The organism is Saprospiraceae bacterium, from assembly GCA_016712145.1.
Classification (GTDB): domain Bacteria; phylum Bacteroidota; class Bacteroidia; order Chitinophagales; family Saprospiraceae; genus Vicinibacter.
On sequence record JADJRO010000001.1, the window covers coordinates 1,029,511 to 1,051,541 of the forward strand.

The following is a 22,031-nucleotide window of genomic DNA, read 5'->3' on the forward strand; positions in this document are numbered from 1 at the left end:
TCATGAATCAACATGCATTCCTGTACTTTTTAATTTGCTTTTCATTTATTAATTTAGATGCTCAACCGAAAAAATTAAATTTACTTGGTCATTGGAGGGATCCAAAAGTGGTCGGCTCTTCTGCTTATGATAATGCATTTAATGAAGCCTGGGGTTTTTGGGTAAATGGACATGAATATGGGGTCATTGGTTCAACTTCAGGAACACACATCATTGATGTAAGCGATCCGAAAAATTTGTTTGAACGCTATTTAATTCCCGGTGCGTTTAATGGACCCGATGTAATTCACAGAGACTACGATGATTACCGTTGTTACCTCTATGCTGTTTGCGATGAAGGCAGCAGCAGTCTTCAAATAATAGATATTTCAAACTTACCTGATACTGCAATCGTGGTGTATGATTCAAGGGAATTTATGACACGTGTACACAATATTTTTATTGATATTCCAAAAGCAAGACTTTACACGTGTTCAGAAAATGGTAAAGATGGATTTTTTGCATTAGGTCTTTATGATATCATCAATCCGGAAAAACCTAAATTCATAGGACGTTATAATAAATTTGGAGACATCACTGCTTCGCATGTACACGACGCATACGCTCGCAACGATACAGTTTACCTGAATTGTGGACCTTCCGGATTTGCCATAATGGATTTTTCTGATGCTTCTAATCCCAAACCCATCCTAACATTAAAACCAAATGAATATCCACACTCAGGTTACAATCATTCTGGTTGGCTTACACCCAATGGAAAAACCTATGTTATGGCAGATGAAAATCACGGGTTGCCTCTAAAAGTATTTGACTTATCAGATATTGTAAATGGAAACGTGGTGTCGCTACTTTCTCCAGCTAAAGATACCGCCATTGCGATACCTCATAATCCCTTGGTTTCTTGTGATTATGCATACGTATCTTATTATTACGACGGACTACAAGTATATAATATTAAAAATCCTTCCAAACCGAAATTGGAAGCGTATTATCCAACTTCCACGCTACCCAATAACTTAAGTTATAAAGGTTCCTGGGGAAATTATCCATATCTCCCATCCGGAAATATTGTTGTGGCAGACATGCAAAATGGTCTCTTTGTTGTTGAAGGTGTTGAAAAACCCTGCAATGCAGTCTATTCATGCAATCCGGTTGGCACGTCTGATGGGATACTAAACGGTACCGTTAAACTATTTCCAAATCCTGCAAGCCACACTGTAACTATTGAAACGGATTTGAACTTGAATTTTGTAGAATGCCAATTATTTGATGCGAGAGGGACATTCATTGAATCTACTAAAATTGAAAATCATAGCCATTCAATCCAAATTAAATTGGATGACCTGCCGATTGGATATTATTGGTTGAAACTAATTTCAGCAGATCACAGACAGGTTGTTACATCTCTAAGTAAAATTCATCATTAACCGTTTTAATTCTATTTATTGAATTTAAATGGAAATAGCAAACTATTAATTTACCTGATAGGTCTTATCGGTATTTGTTGCATTTGCATCCAACAGGCAACTGCCCAAACAGAGGTAGATTCACTTAAGAAATTGACATTGGATAGTATCAATAAAATCAAATTAGAAATTATTCAATTTGATGCTGTCAATGCTTTTGATATTAAAACAATGGACAGTATTTCCGATTATTTATTGGAGGAAAATAAGTTGCCAGGAATTAAATTAAACATGCCCCACCCTGCACGATTCTGGAATCCAACACAATCATTTGGTCACAGACTTTGGGATCATGCGCTTCACGGGCTCCGGTTTGACAATCAGGCAATAGAGAACTATCGATTTATTTCACCCAATAAAGCAATTTCAGAAATTGAACTACAAAGAGGGCGTTCATTTACGAATTCACAAGCTAGCTTTCAAGACAATTACGACCTGCATTTAATATTTGCTTCCCGCTTTAAAAACCAAGTCATTTGGAATTTTTCATACAACCGCCAGCAAAACAAAGGAATCTATGCTTTGGGTGCCCAGGAAAATACCTTGTTTAACACAGGGATTTTTTATAAAACCCCCAAGGAATCGTTTTCAAGCAGCCTTGTGTTTTCAGACGAACGACATGGATCACAAGACCATTGGGGAATTGTAAACGACAGCTTCTTGCTCGACCCTAATTACAGAGTACGCGAATCAGTACCCATAAACAACAGTAAAGCAAAATCCTTACAATTTGAACGATCTGTATTATTAAATCTGCAATATCGTTTTACTAAATCCAACAAACTCATTAATCCTATCATTCGTTACAATGGATTTTATAGTCTATTCGCTTTTAACTACAGGGATTCCGGAAATCCACTTGATTCCATACTTTATAAATATTTTTATGTTGACAGCTTTACTATTCAAAATTACTTACATGCTAAATTAATCAGCCAAAAAATAAATCTGGAGCTTATCAATCTACCAAACATTCAATCTTCCATTGAATACCAATTAGATTTAAATAACCTGGATCATGATAGCTTGAATCAAAACAAAACGGTAACAGCAATTTCATTTATTAATCAACTTAAATTTAAAAGACGAAACGCAATCAATACCAGACTTTCAGCTATATACTTTGATGAAAAAATTGGGTTGAATGCACACGTTTCATCAGAACTAATTCATAGCAAATGGTTAAGCGGTCTATTTAGCGCAATGCATACGCAAAGTCCGATCCCTTATAGTTTCAGCTATTTAAATTTGAATAAATCTTATTTTTGGGAACAAGCCTATTCCAGTCCCTTTATTACAGAGTGGGCTGCTCAATTGAAACTGACAAGTAGAGGTTCTCTGAACGCAGGATTTGATTTGAAATTTTCGAATTTTTCGAATTTTGTTTATTTTGACAGCACGGCTCATCCAAAAGCAGTTTCTTCTATAGCTAAGACCGCACTGCAATTCCATTTAAATTACACCGCAAGAAAGTGGAATACCCACAATCAATTTTATTTAGAATCCTATCAACCGGATCCTGCACATTTAAATGGATGGCATTCTGATCATACAATTAGTTACAATCAACATATTTTTAAAAAAATAGTCCAATCTGAATTTGGCTTGCAGTTTAAACTTTATCAATTTGATTACAAATTTAACTTCAATCCGATTCTGCAATCGTTTTATAGTTCTAATATTAGCAATGATTTTTTATATAGCATGGGACTGTTCATGCATTTCAATATTTCGGATTTTAAATTGAGTTTATATGCTGACCAATTAGATTCCTTTTGGAATGAAAAACGTCCAAGTCTTGTAAAAAGCTATCCACTATATGATTTTTATTTTCGTTTTGGAATTACCTGGAAATTTCAAAACTAAATTGTGTAATTGGATTTACAATTCAAAAGTAGGCCTCAATCCTTTTGAGCTATCCCCTTCATAATAACTTAATATTTGCGAAACCACTTCCTCTGGTGTATCCACAATGGGCATCAGATCAAGATCTTCGGGACTGACATATTGATAGGTATTTACCATGACATCAACGATCCATTTTTTTAGAGGTTCCCAAAATGTTTTCCCTACTAAAATAATGGGCACTTTATTGATGCGATGGGTTTGTGTGAGGGTTAATACTTCAAACAATTCATCCAGTGTACCAAATCCTCCCGGCATTGCGATAAACGCCTGGGAGTATTTTACAAACATCACCTTGCGTACAAAAAAATAACGGTGATGTAAATTCTTGTCAAAGTCAATGTATGTATTGTTTGATTGTTCGAAAGGCAAATGAATGTTTAAGCCAACAGAAACCCCTTTATTAATAAAAGCACCTTTGTTAGCGGCTTCCATAATTCCCGGTCCTCCTCCTGTAATCACCCCAAAGCCTTCTTCAACCAACCGTGCTGCTACTGCCATAGCCAATTGGTAATGTGGATTGTCTTCGCGAACCCGGGCAGAACCAAAAATAGAAACACAAGGGCCAATTCGATTTAAGGTTTCAAATCCATCGACAAACTCTGCTATTACCTTAAACATTGTCCAGCTGTTTTCTCCTTTAATTTGCGACCATTGTTTTTGTGTTTTCATAAAATAGGCTTTAGATAAAAAAAGCCTGTCTCCAAATAGGATAGACAGGCTTTAGAAAATATTCATGGTATTATTACTAAACTGGCGTTTTAAACGCAGTAAATTCTCTTTTAATAAAATCGTTTAATTCCTGGAAACTATCAAATTGTTCAAATAACTCTTTGTAACGATAATTTCGCTGGCTTGCCGGGATTACAAAATCCAATACATCCTTGCGTGTAATTTTAGTTTTTGATAAAATGATCAATCGCTCAATGACATTTCGCAACTCTCGGATGTTTCCTGTCCAATTGTATTTTTGTAATTCTTCAATTGCGGCATCATCTACTTTCCGGACAGGCATTCCATATTCATAACAAATATGCTCTACAAAATGATCAACCAAAACAGGGATATCGTCTTTGCGATCATTTAATGAAGGCACTTCTATGATTATAACCGCCAATCGGTGGTACAAATCTTCCCGAAACCGACCTCGTGCAATTTCTTCCCGAAGATCTTTATTGGTTGCGGCAATTACCCGCACGTCCACTGAAATTTCTTTATCACCACCAACACGGGTTATTTTGCTTTCCTGAAGGGCGCGCAATACTTTCGCTTGTGCAGATAGACTCATATCGCCTACTTCATCTAAAAACAAGGTTCCTCCATTGGCTAATTCAAATTTACCCAGTCTTTGTTTGATCGCTGAGGTAAACGAACCTTTCTCGTGACCAAATAACTCACTTTCTATTAATTCAGAAGGAATGGCAGCACAATTAACTTCTACAATGCTTCCCGTATTCCGATTGCTTTTCTCATGAATCCATCGTGCAACCAACTCTTTACCGGTTCCATTAGGACCTGTTACTAAAACTCTGGCTTCTGTGGGTCCAACTAAATCAATGGTTTCGCGAACCTTCATGATTTGTTTGGATTCTCCGACGATTTCCTGAATTTTAATCTTCGAAACCTTTTTCTGTAAAACCTTCTTTTCTGTAATTAAAGAGGATTTATCAATGGCGTTGCGAATCGTAATTAACAGCCGATTTAAGTCGGGTGGCTTTGAAATAAAATCAAAAGCGCCTTTCTTTACAGCTTCTACCGCTGTGTCAATGGTAGCATGCCCACTGATCATAACTACAGGGGTATCTGGAACCAGAAGCTGGATTTTATCAAGCGCTTCCATTCCATCCATCTTGGGCATTTTAATATCCAGGATGATTACATCAAACTCCTTTTGTTTAAGCTTTACGAGACAGTCTAAGCCATCAATCGCTTCTTCAACCTCATACTTCTCAAGGATTAATATATCCTTAAGCGCTCTTCGGATTGCCTGTTCGTCGTCTACAATAAGGATTCTCGCCATGCAAAAACTGTAATTATAAGTTCAATAACTAAGGAAAGACAAAATTAACATACTGTCTGATATTTAGTTACAAATTAGTAAATTATTTTATATGTAATTTAACCCCACTTATAAAATCAGAAAGCCAGCCTGCATTATATTAAAAAACACAGATACATAGTGGCTTGATGTTCAACATTCCGTCAAACTGAAACTGCGGATTAAAGACTCATTGCCAGGTAGGCCATAGTTCCTGCACCATAAGCGATTGCGGACTCATCGATGTCAAAATCAGACCGATGGACACCCGGCACCTGCCCAACTCCCAGTCTGTAAAAAACTGCCGGTATCTTTTGGGAATAATACGCAAAATCTTCAGAGGTCAAGCGTGACTCCAATCGTTCAACGTTTCCTCCACCTAAATAGTCGGTTCCAATTTGAATTAATTGTTCGGTTAGCCCTGGATTGTTGATCAAACAGGGATATCCAATTTGAATGTCTATATCGCACGTCGCATTAAACGCTTTACAAATTGAAAAAGTCAAGTCCTTGATTCGTTGATGCGCAAACCTTCTCCAATTTTCATCTAATGCGCGAAATGTTCCGGAAAGCTTGACTTCATCGGGTATGATATTCGTCGCTTCACTATTGGTTTGAAAGGTTCCGATGCTCAGCACGGATGCCTGATTTGCTGGTTTTTCCCGATTCATAAAGGCTTGCAATGCCAAAATAAGTTGCGAAGCAATTACGATGGGATCAATACATAAATGGGCTTGCGCAGCATGCCCTCCTTTGCCTTTAATTGTAATATAAATTTCATCACAGGAAGCCATAAAAGCGCCGGGTCCAATTCCAATCCGCCCTACTTCCATTCCGGGTTGGACATGTTGACCGATAATTAAATCCGGAACAGGATGATTTAAAACGCCTTCTTCAATCAGGATCGAGGCCCCACCTGGTAGCTTCTCTTCTGCTGGCTGAAAAATAAATTTTACTTTTCCAGCCCACAGGTCTTTGTTTTGATTGAGTATTCTGAGTGCACCAATCAAACAGGTCATGTGTACATCATGTCCACATGCATGCATCACCCCTTCATGCTTTGATTTATATGAACACTGATTTTTTTCGTGAATTGGCAATGCGTCCATATCAGCCCGCAACGCCACCAGTCGACCCGAAGGTTTGTTGCCTTGTATTTCACCTACGATACCATGTTTACACCAACCAATGGAATGCGGGATTTCCAACTGATTTAAGACGGACTGAATTTTAAGTGAGGTATTCGCTTCTTGAAACGACAATTCAGGATGGGCATGCAAATCTCTTCGCAATTCAATCAATTGTGTTTGAATGCTCGAAACATAGTTTTTTATGATGTCAATCCTGGAATCCATTTAATGTTGATCTAATTTATGAAAGTTACGTAAACAAATATCGAGATCGTTCCATACAGAGTAATTCCATGCATACATACTCAATAATTGTGCCTCTAATTCTTTTATCACAATGCGTTCATTGTTATGGATGGGTACTAAAATACCGGGTTTAATCACTGGTAAATTATCCAAAGGCTCCGGACTTTGTTGGTAGGATACCCAGGTTCGCTTTCCTAAAATTACCGAACTTATGTTTTTTAAAAATTGTCTTTTGCTTTTAAAAATAAAAATAACCATCCAGGAAAATATCAATAACATAATTGAAAACCAAATATCGAAGAAACGTTTTTGTCTTAAATAAACAGGCTTGGATAAATTGTATTCCAATTCCAATGACAAAATTTCACCTTGATTGTTTTTTGATGGACTGCTTATGATACCCGATCCGGAAGCTGTCATAATTTTGTAATTAATCAAATCCTTCATGTTAGACATAAAAGATAAGATATGTTTCCACTCCATTTTATTTTGACAAAAAACCAGTTCTTGAATTCCATGAATACGAATGTAATCTTTCCATTGCTCAGATCCCATTTGTGTTAGATGTTCAACAGATATTAATTGAAACTGATCTGTATGTTCAGTCTTTTGCATCAGGGATTTTACTTTCTCCAATTCCTGAACATCCCCAATTACCAAAACATGTTTTGATTTTACTGTGCCAATCATCCAGGATTTTCTTATGAGCCTGTTTAAAACCAAGCGACTCAATACAGCATATAAAATGACCCATAAGAAAGACAAGATCAACAACATTCTGGATGCACGCCAATCTTCCGGAAACAAGGCATACAGGCTCAGGTTAAGGATAAATCCCCAAATTGCGGCTATTAATAAATCTTTTAGTGCATATTTCTTTTCATAAACTCCCTGAAAATAAAAACAAGCGATCCAAATCAATACAAACAGTGCAGTGTTTACTAGAATTGCCGGACTATTAAAATAATGGATATCTCCATGATAGTATTTTGCCCAATACTGCCGAATCAAATAAAAGCCAACACTTAATACGGTTGCGTCTAATAAAACTACTTGAATTGTAGCAAGGTAATTTTTAATAAGTGTAAAAAAAGCTTTTGCTCCTAAGATCATGGTAAGCATTGATACCAGTGCCCACCGATTCGATTTATCAAAATGTTTCTTCGCAAAGATGATCATGGCTTTATAAAATGCAATCACATAATTCAAGCTTCCTTTGCTGGTACTTTCTCCTTTATAATGAATGATGCTTGTATCTGCGCAATAATAATTGTTATAACCGCTTTGTTCGATTTTGTATGATAAATCAATGTCTTCACCATACATAAAATAATCTTCATCAAATCCTTTGACATGATCCCAAACAGCTTTTGGCAACATCATAAATGCACCTGATAAAACAGGTACTTTGTTTGATTCATGTTCCGACAAATGTCCTTGGTAATATTGATTAAAGAGTGCACTTGACGGAAACAATTTATAGATTCCAGTCATCTTGCAAAATGCTGCCCAAAATCCTGGAAATCCTCTCTTAGATTCAGGTAAAAATTTTCCAGAACCATCAATCATCCGGACACCAAGGCCTCCTGCTTTTGGATGCGAATTAAAAAATTGAATACACTTGGTAAAGCAATCTTCTTCCACAACCGTATCCGGATTTAAAGCAAGTATATATTCACCGTGTGCTTGTTTGGCTGCTAAATTATTGGCCTTGGCAAATCCAAGATTTATTTTTGAAGCAATAACTTTCACTTTAGGAAAGTGTTCCTTTAACATGTCCAAAGAATCATCGACACTGGCATTATCCACTACAATAATTTCTGCATCGACATTCCGGATGGCTTTCTCAACCGAAGTCAAACATTGTTCTAAAAAATGGCGAACATTGTAGTTTACAATGAGGATGCTTAATTTCACGTTTGGTTTATTCACTAATAATATAGGGCGTGCGATTGAGTAGCGAACGACTTAAAGTAAGTTCATCGGCATATTCTAACTCAGACCCAAATGAAACACCCCTGGCAAGCATACTAATTTTCAACGTCGGATTGTTTAAGTGTCTGGTAATGTAATAGGATGTAGTATCCCCTTCAATCGTCGGTCGTATTGCAAAGATCAATTCAGTGATGGGTTGATTTTCAATTCGCTTAAACAAAGAATGTATCGTTAAATTTTCCGGTCCCATTCCATCAATTGGAGAAATTAATCCTCCTAAAACGTGATAAACGCCTCTGAATTGTTGCAATTCTTCAATAGCAAATAAATCCCGTATCGATTCAATTACACAGATGGTCTGTTGATTTCGAACCGGATCACTACAAATCGTACATAATTCTGAATCTGAATAAGCAAAACATTGTTTACAACGAATCAGTTTTTCTGAGATATTCTTTACCGCCACATACAAATCTTCCAGCTTTTTTTTGTCTTGTTGAGCCAGGTGCAAGACCATGCGAAGGGCTGACTTTTTTCCAATTCCGGGCAAGGTACTGAATGCGGCAACAGCCTCATCCACAATTTTCGAGATTGAATTCATGCGTTAAAATTATAGAATTTATTCAACTATAAACGATTGATTATGAATCTTTATATTTAGAATCGTTGCGGTTTATCTTTGAAAACAACCGAATAGATTAATTTTACGCAAAATTACAAAAGATGGCTATTGCAATAAAGATGCCCCGACTTTCTGATACCATGCAAGAAGGATTTATTAAAACATGGAATAAAAAAGTCGGAGACACCATAAAACCTGGTGATATTTTGGCAGAAGTGGAAACTGATAAAGCCACTATGGATCTGGAAGCCTATCAAGATGGTGTATTGTTGCACATTGCAGTGAATGAAGGGGCGGTACCCGTTGATGGAATCATTGCTATTATCGGTCAAAAAGGAGAAAACTTTGAAAATTTCTTAGATAGCTCGAAACAAGTTTCAATTGAAGCTAAAGATGCAACCAAATCCCCGGAACCTCAAGCTTCAGACGCACCTGCTGATAGCCAGGTGATGCCTCCAGAGCCTACAGATACCCGGATCAAAGCATCTCCCCTGGCAAAATCATTGGCCAAAGAGAAAGGGCTTAGTTTGGAACATCTAAGTGGTACAGGCGAACAAGGTCGCATTGTCAAAAGAGATGTAGAAAATCTGGCAAACCAAGTCGCTAAACCTGGTCTCTCCACATCCTACGCCGCACCAACGCAACAAGGCGATCGGGAAGTTATGAATAGCCAAATGAGGAAAACGATCGCAAGACGACTTTCAGAAAGCAAATTTACTGCTCCCCATTTTTATCTTACTACTGAGGTGGATATGGATGCTTGCGCTGAAGCTCGCAATCAATTAAATGCAGTTTCTCCTCAAAAAATATCTTACAACGACTTAATTGTAAAGCATGTGCGATTGCTTTACGCTCCAATTTAGCAGTTAATGTTTCCTGGACGAATGATAAAATGATTTACCACAACGACATCCATATTGGAATTGCGGTTGCCATTGAGGATGGATTGGTAGTGCCGGTTGTCCGTAATACAGATCAAAAAACATTGACCCACCTTAAGGATGAAATTCAAGACAAAGCAGCACGTGCTAAAGAACGCAAACTGAACCTGGATGAAATGCAAGGAAACACCTTTACGATTTCCAATTTGGGAATGTTTGACATTGAGCATTTTACCGCCATCATCAATCCACCGGATGCTTGCATATTGGCGATTGGTTCAATACAAAAGAAAGCTGCTGTAAAAAATGACAGTCTGGTAATTTCAAACAGGATGAAGATGACTTTATCGTGCGACCATCGCGCCGTTGATGGAGCAAGTGGGGCAAAATTTTTACAAAGTTTAAAAACTATTTTAGAGAATCCAATCAGCATGCTTTTATAAAAGCATGCTGATTGAAAACAATCAACTCCTTATTTCTTTTGTGTTGCCTCTTTTGATTCTGTAGCGGCTTTGCGACTCCATGATTTATGACAAGCTCCAGCCTTTGGGCCATCTGGCATTGGCATTTCAGCATCGTCTGCTTGACTGATTCTGAATTCAACGCGACGATTTACATGGTAGTTTTTGTTATGCCCTCCGAGAGGTGCTTCTTCACCTCCATACATTAATTTAAATCTGGTACGAGGAATGTTGAAGGTATTTACAAGATATTCTATTGCTTCATTTGCTCGATTGTAAGAAAGTACTTTGTTATATGCATTGGAATGACGGATATCCGTGTGTCCAAAAACCGTTACTTTCAATGAAGGATGTGTTTGCATTACATGGGCAACGCTGGCTAATTGTGGAACATATTTTAAATCGATACAGTACTCGTCCAATTTAAAATGGATCATAGGTAAAAACCATTCTATGTTGCTTAATAATCCTTTTCCTCCAGTACTATCAAAAGTTCCAGGTGGAACTCCCAATCGATTATCTACAATACGCTTAACATCATCTTCTGACATTCCAGGTTGCACGACTGGCACCTGTGCGATTCCTTTTTCATTAACCTGAAAGCCCGGTGGAGAAAATGGTTCAGCATCTTTATGATCCGGAATGCCATCATTGTCACTATCCAATGCAATTCCTTTAGGATCTACAGGCGCACCGGCAGGCGTTTCGTTTTCTTGATCCAACAAATCAATGACACCATCCTGGTCAGTATCTTTTGGATCAAAGATTGGTCTGCGTTTTAAATCAGCAATATCAGTAAATGCCGCATCCAATGGGTTTAACCAATACAAGGGTTCTTTCCGTTTTTTAAATCTTCCCAAATTGATATTTAATCTCAAATTGGTATAGTGCTGATAATCATTTTGTGTTGTTTGATCTACATCGCTGCGATAAATGATCCCATCCAAATAATCGTTGTCCGAAAAATGAACCTGATGCTCTAACGCAATATTAATCCTCCGGTTGATCTTCCTTGACACTCCTACTCCTCCAATAAAAATCGGATGAATATTGGTCTTATCGTTCAAACGAAAAATTCCTTTTTTCTTGAAGGCTGGCGTTTCATAATCACCGTCATAAAGTCCTCTTAATTTCTTCTTGATGTCTATTCTACCCTGCCTCTTGTTAAATGCGGCATCCGAATATTCGCTTAAAGAAATCAGATTGGTATATACATTGCCATTGGCATCTCTTAAATCTAATTTTGTGTTGTTGTGGTCGAGACCCGCTCCTAAAATCAAATAGCTATTCCATTTGTTGCGGTCTTTATGAAATAAGATATTTCCTATGTTTAGAATGCCTTCAATTGCTCCATAAAAATATTGGGTTTTATAAGCAGGAAACCAGGCATTTTGTGAACCATAGCCTTGAAAAACGGATGTTTCTACTTCAAGTGCTTTGGTATAAGGTTGTGGCTCTAATCCAAAGGCGGTTCCATAAAAGAAATCTACTCTGAATGAAAATGTATAATTGATTGCTCTTCTCAGGTGAAGGGACAAACCATAACCAGGAATTTTAGGGTCTACGTCACCATGAATAAAATAATGTCCGCCTCCAAGACCTAATTCCCACATATGTTTGGGTTTTGGCGGATATTTTGCTTTACCGGATTTCCAGTCAGCTTCATTGCTGTTACCCAATACAATCTTAGATTTTGAAACTTTTGTTAAGCCATCATTGGTACCTGTTGTATCAGAGGTAGAGATCAGACTGTTGTCCTGTCTTACTGGAATGGTATCATGTTGCTGACCGAACGTAAAATTCGCCCATAAGATAAGCAAGAGTACATGGTAGAATTTTGTAGCCATTTAGCTCGATTTTATTAATAAATTCATCTTCACCTAAAACCCCAAACAAAGCTATGCAAAAATTCAGCCATTTTTGTAGGCTGGAATATAAATATTAATATATATGCATTTACTACTGATAATCAATAACTTAAATTAATTTTTAGCATAATAACGCAAGGCGTTTTCTGACAACTTCAGGGCTTGTTGTGTTTGGGTATAAAGTTGGGAGATTGCAGTTTGCATGGTGTCTTCAATATCCTGAAAAATAGCTTCTTCACTGATTTCGACATCTTTTTGCATTAAATAGGCAAACAATCTGGCAACCCCACAATTAGCGATAAAGTCTGGAATCAAAGCGAGCTCCCGGTCGATTTTTTCTGTCAGTGGCCCAAATAATAAGCCTTCTTCCTTAAATGGAACGTTTGCACCACAGGCAATGAGTTCGAGGCCATTCCGCTTCATAATATCATAACTGGATTCAGCGACCAATTTCGATGCAGCTGCTGGAATGAACAAATCAATTTGAAGTTTTTCTAATTCCTGATCTAAGTCTGATGCGGGCCGTTTTTGATCTGATTGTATGGTATGGTTGATTTTTTGATTCATAAAATCGCCGACCGATTCCCGGCCAAAACCTTCGTTGTTTACTATAAACCCTTCCTTGTCTTGTATCAAGACCAGCTTTGCACCGGCCTGAGATAAGTACCAACCTGCTGCTGCACCTACATTTCCCCAACCTTGAATAGCAACCCGTTTACCGCTTACCGTTTGTTGTTTAAATATTTTATAAAATGCAACGATGGATTGATACACCCCGTACCCAGTAATTAAATCAATGGTTGAATAAAGGGTACTTTCTTTAGAGGGATTAAATTTTTCAGATTTTACCAATAAGGCGCAACCTTTCTTCAATTGTTCTAAGACTTCATTTTTGGTGTGATCCGGATAATGAAAATGACCTTCCAATACACCAAATTGTGGGTGATTGATACCCATGTCCAACAGAAAAGGCCTCACTTCCTTTCGTTCATCAATGTTGAGATCCCCGGCAGTGCCATAATAATTTGACAATAAGGGCTTAATAGCTGTAAACCAACGTTGCAAAACCTCTTCTTTCCGAGGGTCTTGAGGATCAAAATCAATTCCTGATTTGGCTCCTCCGATGGATGGACCACATACTTTAAACTTTATTTCCATGGTTTTTGCGAGATCTTCGACTTCCCTGCGGGTTAAGCCTTTTCGCATGCGGGTACCGCCTCCGGCTGCTCCACCGGTCAAACTGTTTATTACCAACCAGCCCTTTGCTTCTGATTTTGGATCGTTCCATTCGAATACAATTTCAGCGGGTTTATTTAAATAATCTTGAAGAAAATGGATCATAATTCAAATTTATATCATTTCATATTAAATATAGATTTAATATGTAAATTTGTGTTTATTAAACTTGTTTTACATGATGGACCACAATGCGTTTCGACAAAAAGACCCTTCTGTCTCAGATTTTCATCAACAAAGCCTTGGATACATTTTGATAAATCAGGATGCAAATTACCATCTTGCAGCCAATTCAAAATTCATAGTTTATTTTTGTTCGCCTGAATTTGAATCTAGCTTCAAAAAACATTTTTACCATCTTACCGCTTCTTATTTTGATGACAGGCTGATTGCAGATGGAGGTAATTTAAATTCACTCACCGTAACAGAACGTGCAAGCAATTTATTAAATCTTGCATACGCAAAAAATAAAACCCTGCTCATTATTGGAGCTGATTTGAAATTAATCCACGAGATCCAATTCCAACAGCAAAAACTTCAAGAGCCCTTTACGCTCCAGTTGCATCAGTGACCATTCCGGATTTTTGGATTCAGTGGATATTGCATCGTTGTATCTGAAAGAACTTAATTTTCTGGCTTTTCAACGCCAACACGTTGCATTCGATATTGAAAAAATAAATTATTACAGAACGGGTGAATTCAGAGCCAGTGCCTCTTCATTTGATCCACCCTTACGTCGTTCGGAATTCATTTATTTTGATTTAAATGCCATAAGATCTAGCGAAAGTCCAGGCAATCGCACAAAAAACCCGAGTGGATTATTTTCTGAAGAAGCATCTACCCTTTCCCGAATGGCTGGAATGAGCGATCGCGTTAAAATGTATTTTATTTCACCCTGGAATGAATCTGAAGACCTTGACGGGATTACTGCTCGATTAGTAGCCCAAATGGCCTGGTATTTTTGGGAAGGCTGTCATCTTAAACAATTAGATCAAAATGTTAAACGGGAATCCCTTACCCAATATTTGGTTGAAATTAAAAATCTGGATTACATCATCAAATTCTATAAATCAGAAAACACGGGCAAATGGTGGTTTGAGGAACCTTTATTGGATAATGAATTTTCCAATCAACTGATTCCTTGCACCTACGAAGAATATCAAGCTACTGCAAAAGACAAAATACCTTCACGCATTCTTGAATTGATAAATAATTAAGGATATCTACAGCTTATTGTAACAATCGTTCTAATCCAGCTGCACGAGATCCTTTTATCAAGATGGCTGTATCTTCTGGCCAATTCATATCCAACCAAGCTTTGCATGAGGCTGCGTTTTCAAAATGCATATCTGGCAGTTTGATTCCGTCCAAACGATAACGGGTTCCAATAAAAATTCGCTTTTGAAACGTTTTATCCATTACCTGATTCAGTAAGTCCTGATGTTCTATATCTGAATAAATTCCCAGTTCGGCCATCTCACCCAACACAATCCATTTGTTTTTAAAATCCATCTGCTCGAAAGCTTGGACTGCTTGTATCATCGAACTTGGATTTGCATTGTATGCATCCAAGATGATGGTATTGGAATTGTGTTTAATAACCTGCGAGCGCATGTTGTTGGGAACATAAGCGGCTATCCCCTTTTGAATGGCTGAAGCAGGTACACCGTAGTAGCTTGCCAAACAACAAGCGGCCACTATGTTTTGGAAATTGTATTCTCCAAACAAATGGGAGTCTATCAAAAATGATTCTTGTTTATTGTAAAATTCCAAAGAAATTTCAGGAAATGATTGAATCAATCTGCCTGAAAATTCGCAAGCATCCTGTTGCGGTCCAAATGCTATTGCATTGGGTTCAATGGTTGCATATTTTTGCAAAGGCTCAGAAAACAAACTACAGAAGCGCTGACCCCCATGCGCTTTGAGGTAATCAAACAATTCAGGTTTGGTTCTAAGTACGCCCTCATAGCTTCCAAATCCTTCCAGGTGGGCTTTGCCAATATTGGTTATCAAGCCACTATCTGGTTCTGCTATGGCACATAATTCGTGAATATCACCTGGATGATTGGCACCCATTTCCAGGATTAAAAATTCTGTGTCTTCCTTAATTTTTAATAGGGTTAATGGCACTCCAATGTGGTTATTTAAATTGCCTTCAGTGGCCTGCGTGCGGTATGCTCTTGAAAAAACTGAATGGCACAATTCCTTGGTGGTTGTCTTGCCATTGGTACCGGTAATAGCAATAATTTTAGCTTTAAATCTTCTTCTATGAATCTTGGCCATTTCCTGCAATTCCTTTAAAGTGTTTTCGACACGAATCAACCTTGGATCTTGAGAAACAAATTGATCTACAATTGCATAGGCCGCACCTTGTTCCAATGCTTCCAAGGCATAGCTGTTGCCATTGTGATTGGGACCACTCAAAGCAACAAAAATACCATCCTTCAATGGCTTTCGGGTGTCGGTAAACACCTTGGCATCTTGGTCGAGAAACCGTTGATATGATTCAGGATATTGCATAAATAAAAAAAACTCACAACAAAGATTGCTGTGAGTTTTTCAAATTTTAATTTTTTATCGATTTATTTATAGTCTCTCTTGACTTTCGGCATTTTGCGTTTGAATTCCAAACCACCGGCATCCTCATTTCCTTCTGGACCACCTGTGCGGGTCATAGCACAACGGAATCCAATGGAACGGTCTGATTTATCTTCATCTTTAAATCTGCGAGCTCCAGGAGAACACCAGAACAATCGATCTGACCAGGAACCTCCTTTATAAACTCTTGATTTTGCATTGATAAGTGATGATTTGCCATATTGGTATTTAATCACTTCGTCGTCATCATCGCGGTAGGTTTTAACATCTCCTTTGTTATAGTTCTCACGGAATTCTACTGCTGAATCGGTAACCATTTGGAATCTTAGATCTCCTAAACTATCTTTTTCGACTGGATTACCAGATTCATCAAGGACTAATTCTTTAAATTCATTACCACGGAATGGATTTAAATCATGGTTTTCAACATCACGCAAGGTAGTTGACGTTAAAGGTCTGAATAAATCAGCTACCCATTCGTTCACATTTCCTGCCATGTTGTAAAGACCAAAATCATTGGGGAAAAATGTCCGAACTGGTGCCGGAATGTGTGCATGGTCATTTAATTTTCCTGCCATACCCATGTAGTCACCCTGGCTTCTTTTAAAGTTTGCCAAAATATTACCCATGTATTTATCTCTTCTCTTGTAACGAGCTGTATTGCCATCCCAAGGAAAATTTCTACGATCTGTGATCAATTCGTCTTTATTGTCCGATTGTTTCCCTTTTAAAGCGAGTGCTGCATATTCCCACTCAGCTTCAGTAGGTAAACGATAAACCGGCAATAAAATACCATCGTCAAACTTAACAGGGCGCTCACCGCCAGTTTGAATGTCCTCCAGGTTTTTACGCACATTGCCCTGATACTGACCGGCTAAATAAGATCCGGTATTAAAGTTATCAGAATCAACCTGGTCTGGATTTGGATTCAAAATGCCTTTTTCAATTAAGATAAACTCATTGACCCTGTCAGAACGCCATTTACAAAAATCATTAGCCTGAAGCCAATTTACACCAACTACAGGATAATCATCATACGATGGATATCTGAAATAAGTTTCTACAAATGGCTCATTATAAGCCAATTCTTCACGCCAAACCAGTGTGTCAGGTAAGGCTTTCTTGTAAACTTCCGGATAGGATTTGTAAACCCTGTTTAACCAGTAAATGTACTCGCGGTAATTGATGTTACTCACTTCTGTTTCATCCATGTAAAATGATGAAACCGTCACCCTTCTGGGGATATTATTCCATTCATAAGTTACATCTTCTTCTGTTAAACCCATTAAAAAGGTTCCCCCTTCAATGAGCACTAGATTTGGACCAGTAGCCTGGCCTCTATAATCTACTTTCTCGAAACCACCCCACTCCTTGTCGTTGTATTTCCAACCGGTAGAGCTTGATTCGTTTTGTTTGCTTTTACTACAGGCTCCGATTACCAATGCAAAGCCCAGCAAAAAGACGATTTTTGAACAATTGCCTTTCATCCTACTACTTTCTTTTTTAGGGGAACAAAGTTATATAATAATTTATTGTATTGACAAAGAATTTTTTCTACCGGAATGCTTCGAAGCAATCATTGATATTTGCCTTTTCCTTACGGATCTCTCCCAAAAACAGTCCCAAACTTAATTCATGGCTTCCTCCCTGGGCAATTCCAAGCTGGGAAAGCGTAAAATCAAAGCTGTACCCCATTTTCCAGGCGCCTTTCTTAAATCCAAGGACTGCAATCAACGCATCCGTATTATTTCGAGCCTGCCGATACCATAATCCGGCAAATACCGTGCTAAATTGATATTGGGCTCCCAGATTCATTTGAAAGAATTCAGATTGTTTGACGATAAGGAATGCTGGGGATAGGATCGAAACAACCCGGTTGGATCGTGCCAAATCAAGTTGTATCCCCCCATGAAACATCCATCGAACCGGAATTCCATTATAACTGGAAGCATTTACTTTTAGAATATCATTTTGGGGGGTATTGATGTGTTTTGCTGAAACTCCCAAATTAAAATATGGATTGTAATAAAGCAGTCCTGTACCAATATCCAAATAGGAAACATTGGTTTTGTCCGGTCTGAACTCATCGGTCGGATATGGGGTTCCTCCTGGCGATATGGGTCCTAAAACCGGATCAATCTGATCTCCAAAAACCAATCGATCCCAGTCATAATTCGTTTGCACAAAGGCCAATTCGATCCCACCCCTTAAATAATTGGATTCACTAATTTGAGCCTGATATCCATAAAGACCAGCCACTTTGATTGTTTTAAGCAATCCTCCTCCCGCATCATCGGCCATTAATTGAATTCCAAATCCACTGTTGAGTTTTTTAAAAAACTGATCGTAACTTAAACCATAGGTTACATACCCTGCAAAAGATTTGTCTATTAAAGGCCATTGATTTCTGTAGATCATTTCAAACCGAGGAGCAAAACTCAAACCTGTAAAACCAGGATTCATATGCAAGGACTGCGCATAATATTGACTAAACACCGGATCTTGGGCGAAACTGGTTTTGGAAAAACCTAGAACCAGCAAGCAACTGAATGCCATCAAGAATCGTTTAATAAATGGTGTCATTGGCAATAATATGATTTTCAGGACGTTTTTGATACATTTGAACAGACTAAATCCTATCTCAGTAAAAATGAAGCTCAAAATTATTTTGTTTTTTGTTTTCGGAACTTTTTTTCTTTCGGCCCAGCAATCGTTTCAATTCTCTGAAAAAATTAACTGGAATCCTCAGTTAGTACGTAATTCCTCAGGTCAAAGTATCCAAAGTCTTCGATTTGATCAATCTTTTAATTCGGCAGACCTACCAGGGATCGCAATTTATAAAAAAGAATTTGAAGTTTCTGGAAACGGTGAATTAAAGGTTCGATTAACTCCTAAAGCCACCGAAGCGATTCAATCTACAGGATTAGAGGCTGCAATTAAACTCCTTAAATCTGAATTTGATATTTATGCACACGTATTCAAAGCCCGCGATAAATATGTTGCAAGCATCGAACTGATTCCATATCGAAATTCACAGCAACTTGAAATTTTGAAGGCATTTGATTTAATGGTCGAATTTATTCCAACAGGGTTCCCTACTAATCCCTTACCGAATTATGCTAATGAATCAGTTCTTTCCAATGGAAGCTGGTTTAAAATATCCATAAAACAACGTGGCATTTATAAAATAGACAAGAGTTTTTTGGAAAAAAACCTCAAACTGGACTTTAACACCTTAGACCCCAGAAACATTCGAATTTATGGAAATGGTGGCAGTCCACTTCCAGAATCAACCGATGCGGTATTCGAAGATGACTTAAAAGAAAATGCAATTTATATCAAAGGGGAAGATGACGGTCGTTTTGATGAAAATGATTTTATATTGTTTTACGCAAATGGACCAGATCTTTTTCAATATGAACCAACATTGTCTGATTACAGTTATACAAAAAATCCATATTCGGATGTATCTTATTTCTTTATTAAAATTGATCAGAATCGAGGCAAACGTATCCCACAACAAGATGGACCGGCAAATCAAAGCTATCAAACGAATTCAAGTTTTGACTTTAAGCATATAGAAAATGATTTGGTAAACTTATTAGATTTAGATGCCGGCAGCGAAGGTTCCGGTAAAAATTGGTACGGAGAAGAACTCAGCAATACCCGGGAATTTGATTTTGGAAATAGCTTTATTTTTGATCATATTGATCTCAACAAAACCGGATTATTTTCATTTGCATTTGCAGGACGGGCTCCTGTAAATCATGGTGTATCGGCTATTGTCGAAAATCAAAAAGTTGATGTATCCATTCCATATGTAATCTACAGCAGCATCAATCGATTTGCAAATATTGCCCGCAAAACTGCATCGTTTCAACCAATCAGTGATTTAGTAAAAGCTAAAATTAACTTTCCACAATCAGGTGGAACGGTTTCTGAAGGCTGGATCGATTTTATGCAGATTTCAGTATGGAAAAAATTGATTTGGTCTAATAAACTGATGTACATCATGGATCCTGCTTCTTTTGCTTTTGATGCAAGTCAATTTACAATTGATAATGTGCTTTCTGCAAAGAGAATTTGGGATATTACCAATCCCCTGGATGTGATTCAAATAAACGGGACACAGTCCAATAATCAACTTCGTTTTACATCAAATACCATGAATAGCTACAAACAATTTGTTGTATTGGATGAATCTTTGACGTTTGATATCCCACAATTTATTGGAAGCGTTGGTAATCAAAATCTTCATGGTTTAAAGGATCCTGAAATGATTATCCTCTACCATAAAGATTATAAAACGGAGGCAGAACGGCTACAAACCCATCGAAGCAAACATTCCAATGTGATTGTTCAGACCGTTGATATTAGTCAGGTGTACAATGAATTTTCAAGTGGCTCACAAGATCCGACAGCTGTCCGAAATTTTATGCGCATGCTGTATTTAAGAAATCCAAAATTTAAATACCTCGCATTGTTTGGTGATGGTTCGTATGATTTTCGTCATATAAATAAACGAGATGCTGATCAGAATTTTGTTCCAACTTATGAGACGGACGAAAGCCTGGATCCTATCACTTCATTTCCAACAGATGACTATTATGGTTTATTGGACCCCGGAGAAGGGATCAATTTAATAGGTAAATTGGATTTAAACATTGGCCGGTTGGTTGCACGTACTGCCGAAGAAGCAAAAAATCTCGTTGATAAAATCATTCGCTACGATACCGATCCAAAAACTATGGAAGATTGGAGGCTTCATGTTGTTTTCTCAAGTGATGATGAAGATTCCAATGTGCATTTTAATCAGTCCGAGCGCATTTCTGAATCAGTACATTCCAACTATCCAATTTACAATGAAGAAAAAATTCACCTGGATGCTTATGAGCAAGTAACGACCCCGGGAGGTGAACGCTATCCGGAAGTTAATAAAGCGTTTGCAAATGCCTTTTTTCAAGGAGCGCTGGTAGTTAATTATATGGGCCATGGCGGTTACAGCGGACTGGCCCAAGAACGCATTTTGCAAAATACGGATATCAAAACACTGGAAAATTATTACAAACTTCCACTGGTAATAGTAGCTTCTTGCACATTCAATGGATTTGATGATCCAACAAAAACAAATGCCGGTGAAGAGGGCCTTCACAATCAACAAGGAGGATTTCTCGCTTTGTTTTCAACAGTACGTGCGGTTTACAGCGATGATAATTTTGATTTGACCAGTTCCGTTTATAATTACATCTTTCAATTTGAAAATGGCTTGCCCTTGCCTTTAGGTGAAATTATGCGTCGTGCAAAAAATGATAATTCTGCTGGATTTATTCGTACCAATTCCCGTAAATTTTTACTGTTTGGAGATCCGGCCCAACGATTGGCAATACCCCTTTTAAAAAACGAAGTAGATTCAATTAATAGTAAGCCATTATCTGCAGTTGCCGATACCTTTCATGCATTGGAAACTATGAATGTAATTGGCCGTGTTACAGATCAAAACGGCGTTTTGCAATCTGATTTTAATGGCAAACTTTATGTAACCGTTTACGATAAAGAAATAAGTTTACGTACAAAGGCAAATGATCCGACTTCCTATACCGCAACTTATAAGTTGCAAAAAATATTATTTACAAAGGATTGGTAAA

Annotated in this window: 15 protein-coding genes and 1 pseudogene; 6 read left to right on the plus strand and 10 right to left on the minus strand. The window is 37.7% G+C overall.

Annotated elements, in window-relative coordinates; translation table 11 throughout:
* The first annotated feature begins 2 nt into the window (after nucleotides 1–2).
* Nucleotides 3–1,427, plus strand: coding sequence for a choice-of-anchor B family protein (locus IPK91_04495; GenBank protein ID MBK8296534.1), 1,425 nt, complete (start codon nucleotides 3–5; stop codon nucleotides 1,425–1,427).
* An 18-nt stretch (nucleotides 1,428–1,445) separates the two neighbouring features.
* The gene (locus IPK91_04500; GenBank protein ID MBK8296535.1) at nucleotides 1,446–3,332 is read left to right on the plus strand and encodes a hypothetical protein; all 1,887 of its coding nucleotides are present in this window, start codon (nucleotides 1,446–1,448) and stop codon (nucleotides 3,330–3,332) included.
* A gap of 15 nt (nucleotides 3,333–3,347) precedes the next feature.
* Here IPK91_04500 and IPK91_04505 read toward each other — a convergent pair whose 3' ends face one another.
* From IPK91_04505 to recR, 5 genes are all read right to left on the minus strand, one after another.
* Nucleotides 3,348–4,043 carry a TIGR00730 family Rossman fold protein gene (locus IPK91_04505; GenBank protein MBK8296536.1) on the minus strand — a complete coding sequence of 232 codons (696 nt, stop codon included), beginning with the start codon at nucleotides 4,041–4,043 and terminating at the stop codon, nucleotides 3,348–3,350.
* 76 nt (nucleotides 4,044–4,119) lie between these two features.
* Complete coding sequence (locus IPK91_04510) at nucleotides 4,120–5,391, minus strand: sigma-54-dependent Fis family transcriptional regulator (GenBank protein MBK8296537.1); 1,272 nt, start codon at nucleotides 5,389–5,391, stop codon at nucleotides 4,120–4,122.
* A gap of 200 nt (nucleotides 5,392–5,591) precedes the next feature.
* Nucleotides 5,592–6,764: an amidohydrolase gene (locus tag IPK91_04515; protein MBK8296538.1), complete on the minus strand. Its 1,173-nt coding sequence runs from the start codon at nucleotides 6,762–6,764 to the stop codon at nucleotides 5,592–5,594.
* Nucleotides 6,765–8,702, minus strand: a complete 1,938-nt coding sequence (locus IPK91_04520; protein MBK8296539.1) for a glycosyltransferase — start codon at nucleotides 8,700–8,702, stop codon at nucleotides 6,765–6,767.
* Nucleotides 8,703–8,709: 7 nt separating this feature from the next.
* On the minus strand, nucleotides 8,710–9,321 hold the full coding sequence (gene recR, locus IPK91_04525) for a recombination protein RecR (GenBank protein MBK8296540.1): 612 nt from the start codon (nucleotides 9,319–9,321) through the stop codon (nucleotides 8,710–8,712).
* 122 nt (nucleotides 9,322–9,443) lie between these two features.
* Here recR and IPK91_04530 point away from each other — a divergent pair.
* Nucleotides 9,444–10,666, plus strand: a pseudogene (locus tag IPK91_04530) (2-oxo acid dehydrogenase subunit E2).
* Nucleotides 10,667–10,695: 29 nt separating this feature from the next.
* Here the strand turns inward: IPK91_04530 and IPK91_04535 are convergent.
* Together IPK91_04535 and IPK91_04540 are read right to left on the minus strand one after the other, a co-directional pair.
* Nucleotides 10,696–12,531 (minus strand): OmpA family protein, encoded by a 1,836-nt coding sequence (locus IPK91_04535; GenBank protein ID MBK8296541.1) that lies wholly within the window; start codon nucleotides 12,529–12,531, stop codon nucleotides 10,696–10,698.
* A gap of 135 nt (nucleotides 12,532–12,666) precedes the next feature.
* Nucleotides 12,667–13,893, minus strand: coding sequence for an amino acid dehydrogenase (locus tag IPK91_04540; GenBank protein ID MBK8296542.1), 1,227 nt, complete (start codon nucleotides 13,891–13,893; stop codon nucleotides 12,667–12,669).
* 73 nt (nucleotides 13,894–13,966) lie between these two features.
* Between IPK91_04540 and IPK91_04545 the strand changes: the two genes are divergently transcribed.
* Nucleotides 13,967–14,359: a hypothetical protein gene (locus tag IPK91_04545; protein ID MBK8296543.1), complete on the plus strand. Its 393-nt coding sequence runs from the start codon at nucleotides 13,967–13,969 to the stop codon at nucleotides 14,357–14,359.
* A gap of 13 nt (nucleotides 14,360–14,372) precedes the next feature.
* The gene (locus IPK91_04550; protein MBK8296544.1) at nucleotides 14,373–15,005 is read left to right on the plus strand and encodes a hypothetical protein; all 633 of its coding nucleotides are present in this window, start codon (nucleotides 14,373–14,375) and stop codon (nucleotides 15,003–15,005) included.
* Between the two features lie 13 nt (nucleotides 15,006–15,018).
* Here the strand turns inward: IPK91_04550 and murF are convergent, their stop codons facing one another.
* From murF to IPK91_04565, 3 genes are all read right to left on the minus strand, one after another.
* The gene (gene murF / locus IPK91_04555) at nucleotides 15,019–16,308 is read right to left on the minus strand and encodes a UDP-N-acetylmuramoyl-tripeptide--D-alanyl-D-alanine ligase (GenBank protein ID MBK8296545.1); all 1,290 of its coding nucleotides are present in this window, start codon (nucleotides 16,306–16,308) and stop codon (nucleotides 15,019–15,021) included.
* Nucleotides 16,309–16,370: 62 nt separating this feature from the next.
* Nucleotides 16,371–17,873, minus strand: coding sequence for an SUMF1/EgtB/PvdO family nonheme iron enzyme (locus tag IPK91_04560; protein ID MBK8296546.1), 1,503 nt, complete (start codon nucleotides 17,871–17,873; stop codon nucleotides 16,371–16,373).
* 67 nt (nucleotides 17,874–17,940) lie between these two features.
* Nucleotides 17,941–18,969, minus strand: a complete 1,029-nt coding sequence (locus IPK91_04565) for a PorP/SprF family type IX secretion system membrane protein (protein ID MBK8296547.1) — start codon at nucleotides 18,967–18,969, stop codon at nucleotides 17,941–17,943.
* Nucleotides 18,970–19,036: 67 nt separating this feature from the next.
* Here IPK91_04565 and porU point away from each other — a divergent pair, with 67 nt between their 5' ends.
* Nucleotides 19,037–22,030: a type IX secretion system sortase PorU gene (porU, locus tag IPK91_04570; GenBank protein MBK8296548.1), complete on the plus strand. Its 2,994-nt coding sequence runs from the start codon at nucleotides 19,037–19,039 to the stop codon at nucleotides 22,028–22,030.
* The last annotated feature ends 1 nt before the right edge of the window (nucleotide 22,031 follow it).

Coding starts and splice junctions, on each gene's coding strand:
- IPK91_04495 (MBK8296534.1), top strand. CDS start 3: ATGAATCAACATGCATTCCTGTACTTTTTAATTTGCTTTTCATTTATT.
- IPK91_04505 (MBK8296536.1), bottom strand. CDS start 4,043: ATGAAAACACAAAAACAATGGTCGCAAATTAAAGGAGAAAACAGCTGG.
- IPK91_04510 (MBK8296537.1), bottom strand. CDS start 5,391: ATGGCGAGAATCCTTATTGTAGACGACGAACAGGCAATCCGAAGAGCG.
- IPK91_04515 (MBK8296538.1), bottom strand. CDS start 6,764: ATGGATTCCAGGATTGACATCATAAAAAACTATGTTTCGAGCATTCAA.
- recR (MBK8296540.1), bottom strand. CDS start 9,321: ATGAATTCAATCTCGAAAATTGTGGATGAGGCTGTTGCCGCATTCAGT.
- IPK91_04535 (MBK8296541.1), bottom strand. CDS start 12,531: ATGGCTACAAAATTCTACCATGTACTCTTGCTTATCTTATGGGCGAAT.
- IPK91_04540 (MBK8296542.1), bottom strand. CDS start 13,893: ATGATCCATTTTCTTCAAGATTATTTAAATAAACCCGCTGAAATTGTA.
- IPK91_04545 (MBK8296543.1), top strand. CDS start 13,967: ATGATGGACCACAATGCGTTTCGACAAAAAGACCCTTCTGTCTCAGAT.
- murF (MBK8296545.1), bottom strand. CDS start 16,308: ATGCAATATCCTGAATCATATCAACGGTTTCTCGACCAAGATGCCAAG.
- IPK91_04560 (MBK8296546.1), bottom strand. CDS start 17,873: ATGAAAGGCAATTGTTCAAAAATCGTCTTTTTGCTGGGCTTTGCATTG.
- IPK91_04565 (MBK8296547.1), bottom strand. CDS start 18,969: ATGACACCATTTATTAAACGATTCTTGATGGCATTCAGTTGCTTGCTG.
- porU (MBK8296548.1), top strand. CDS start 19,037: ATGAAGCTCAAAATTATTTTGTTTTTTGTTTTCGGAACTTTTTTTCTT.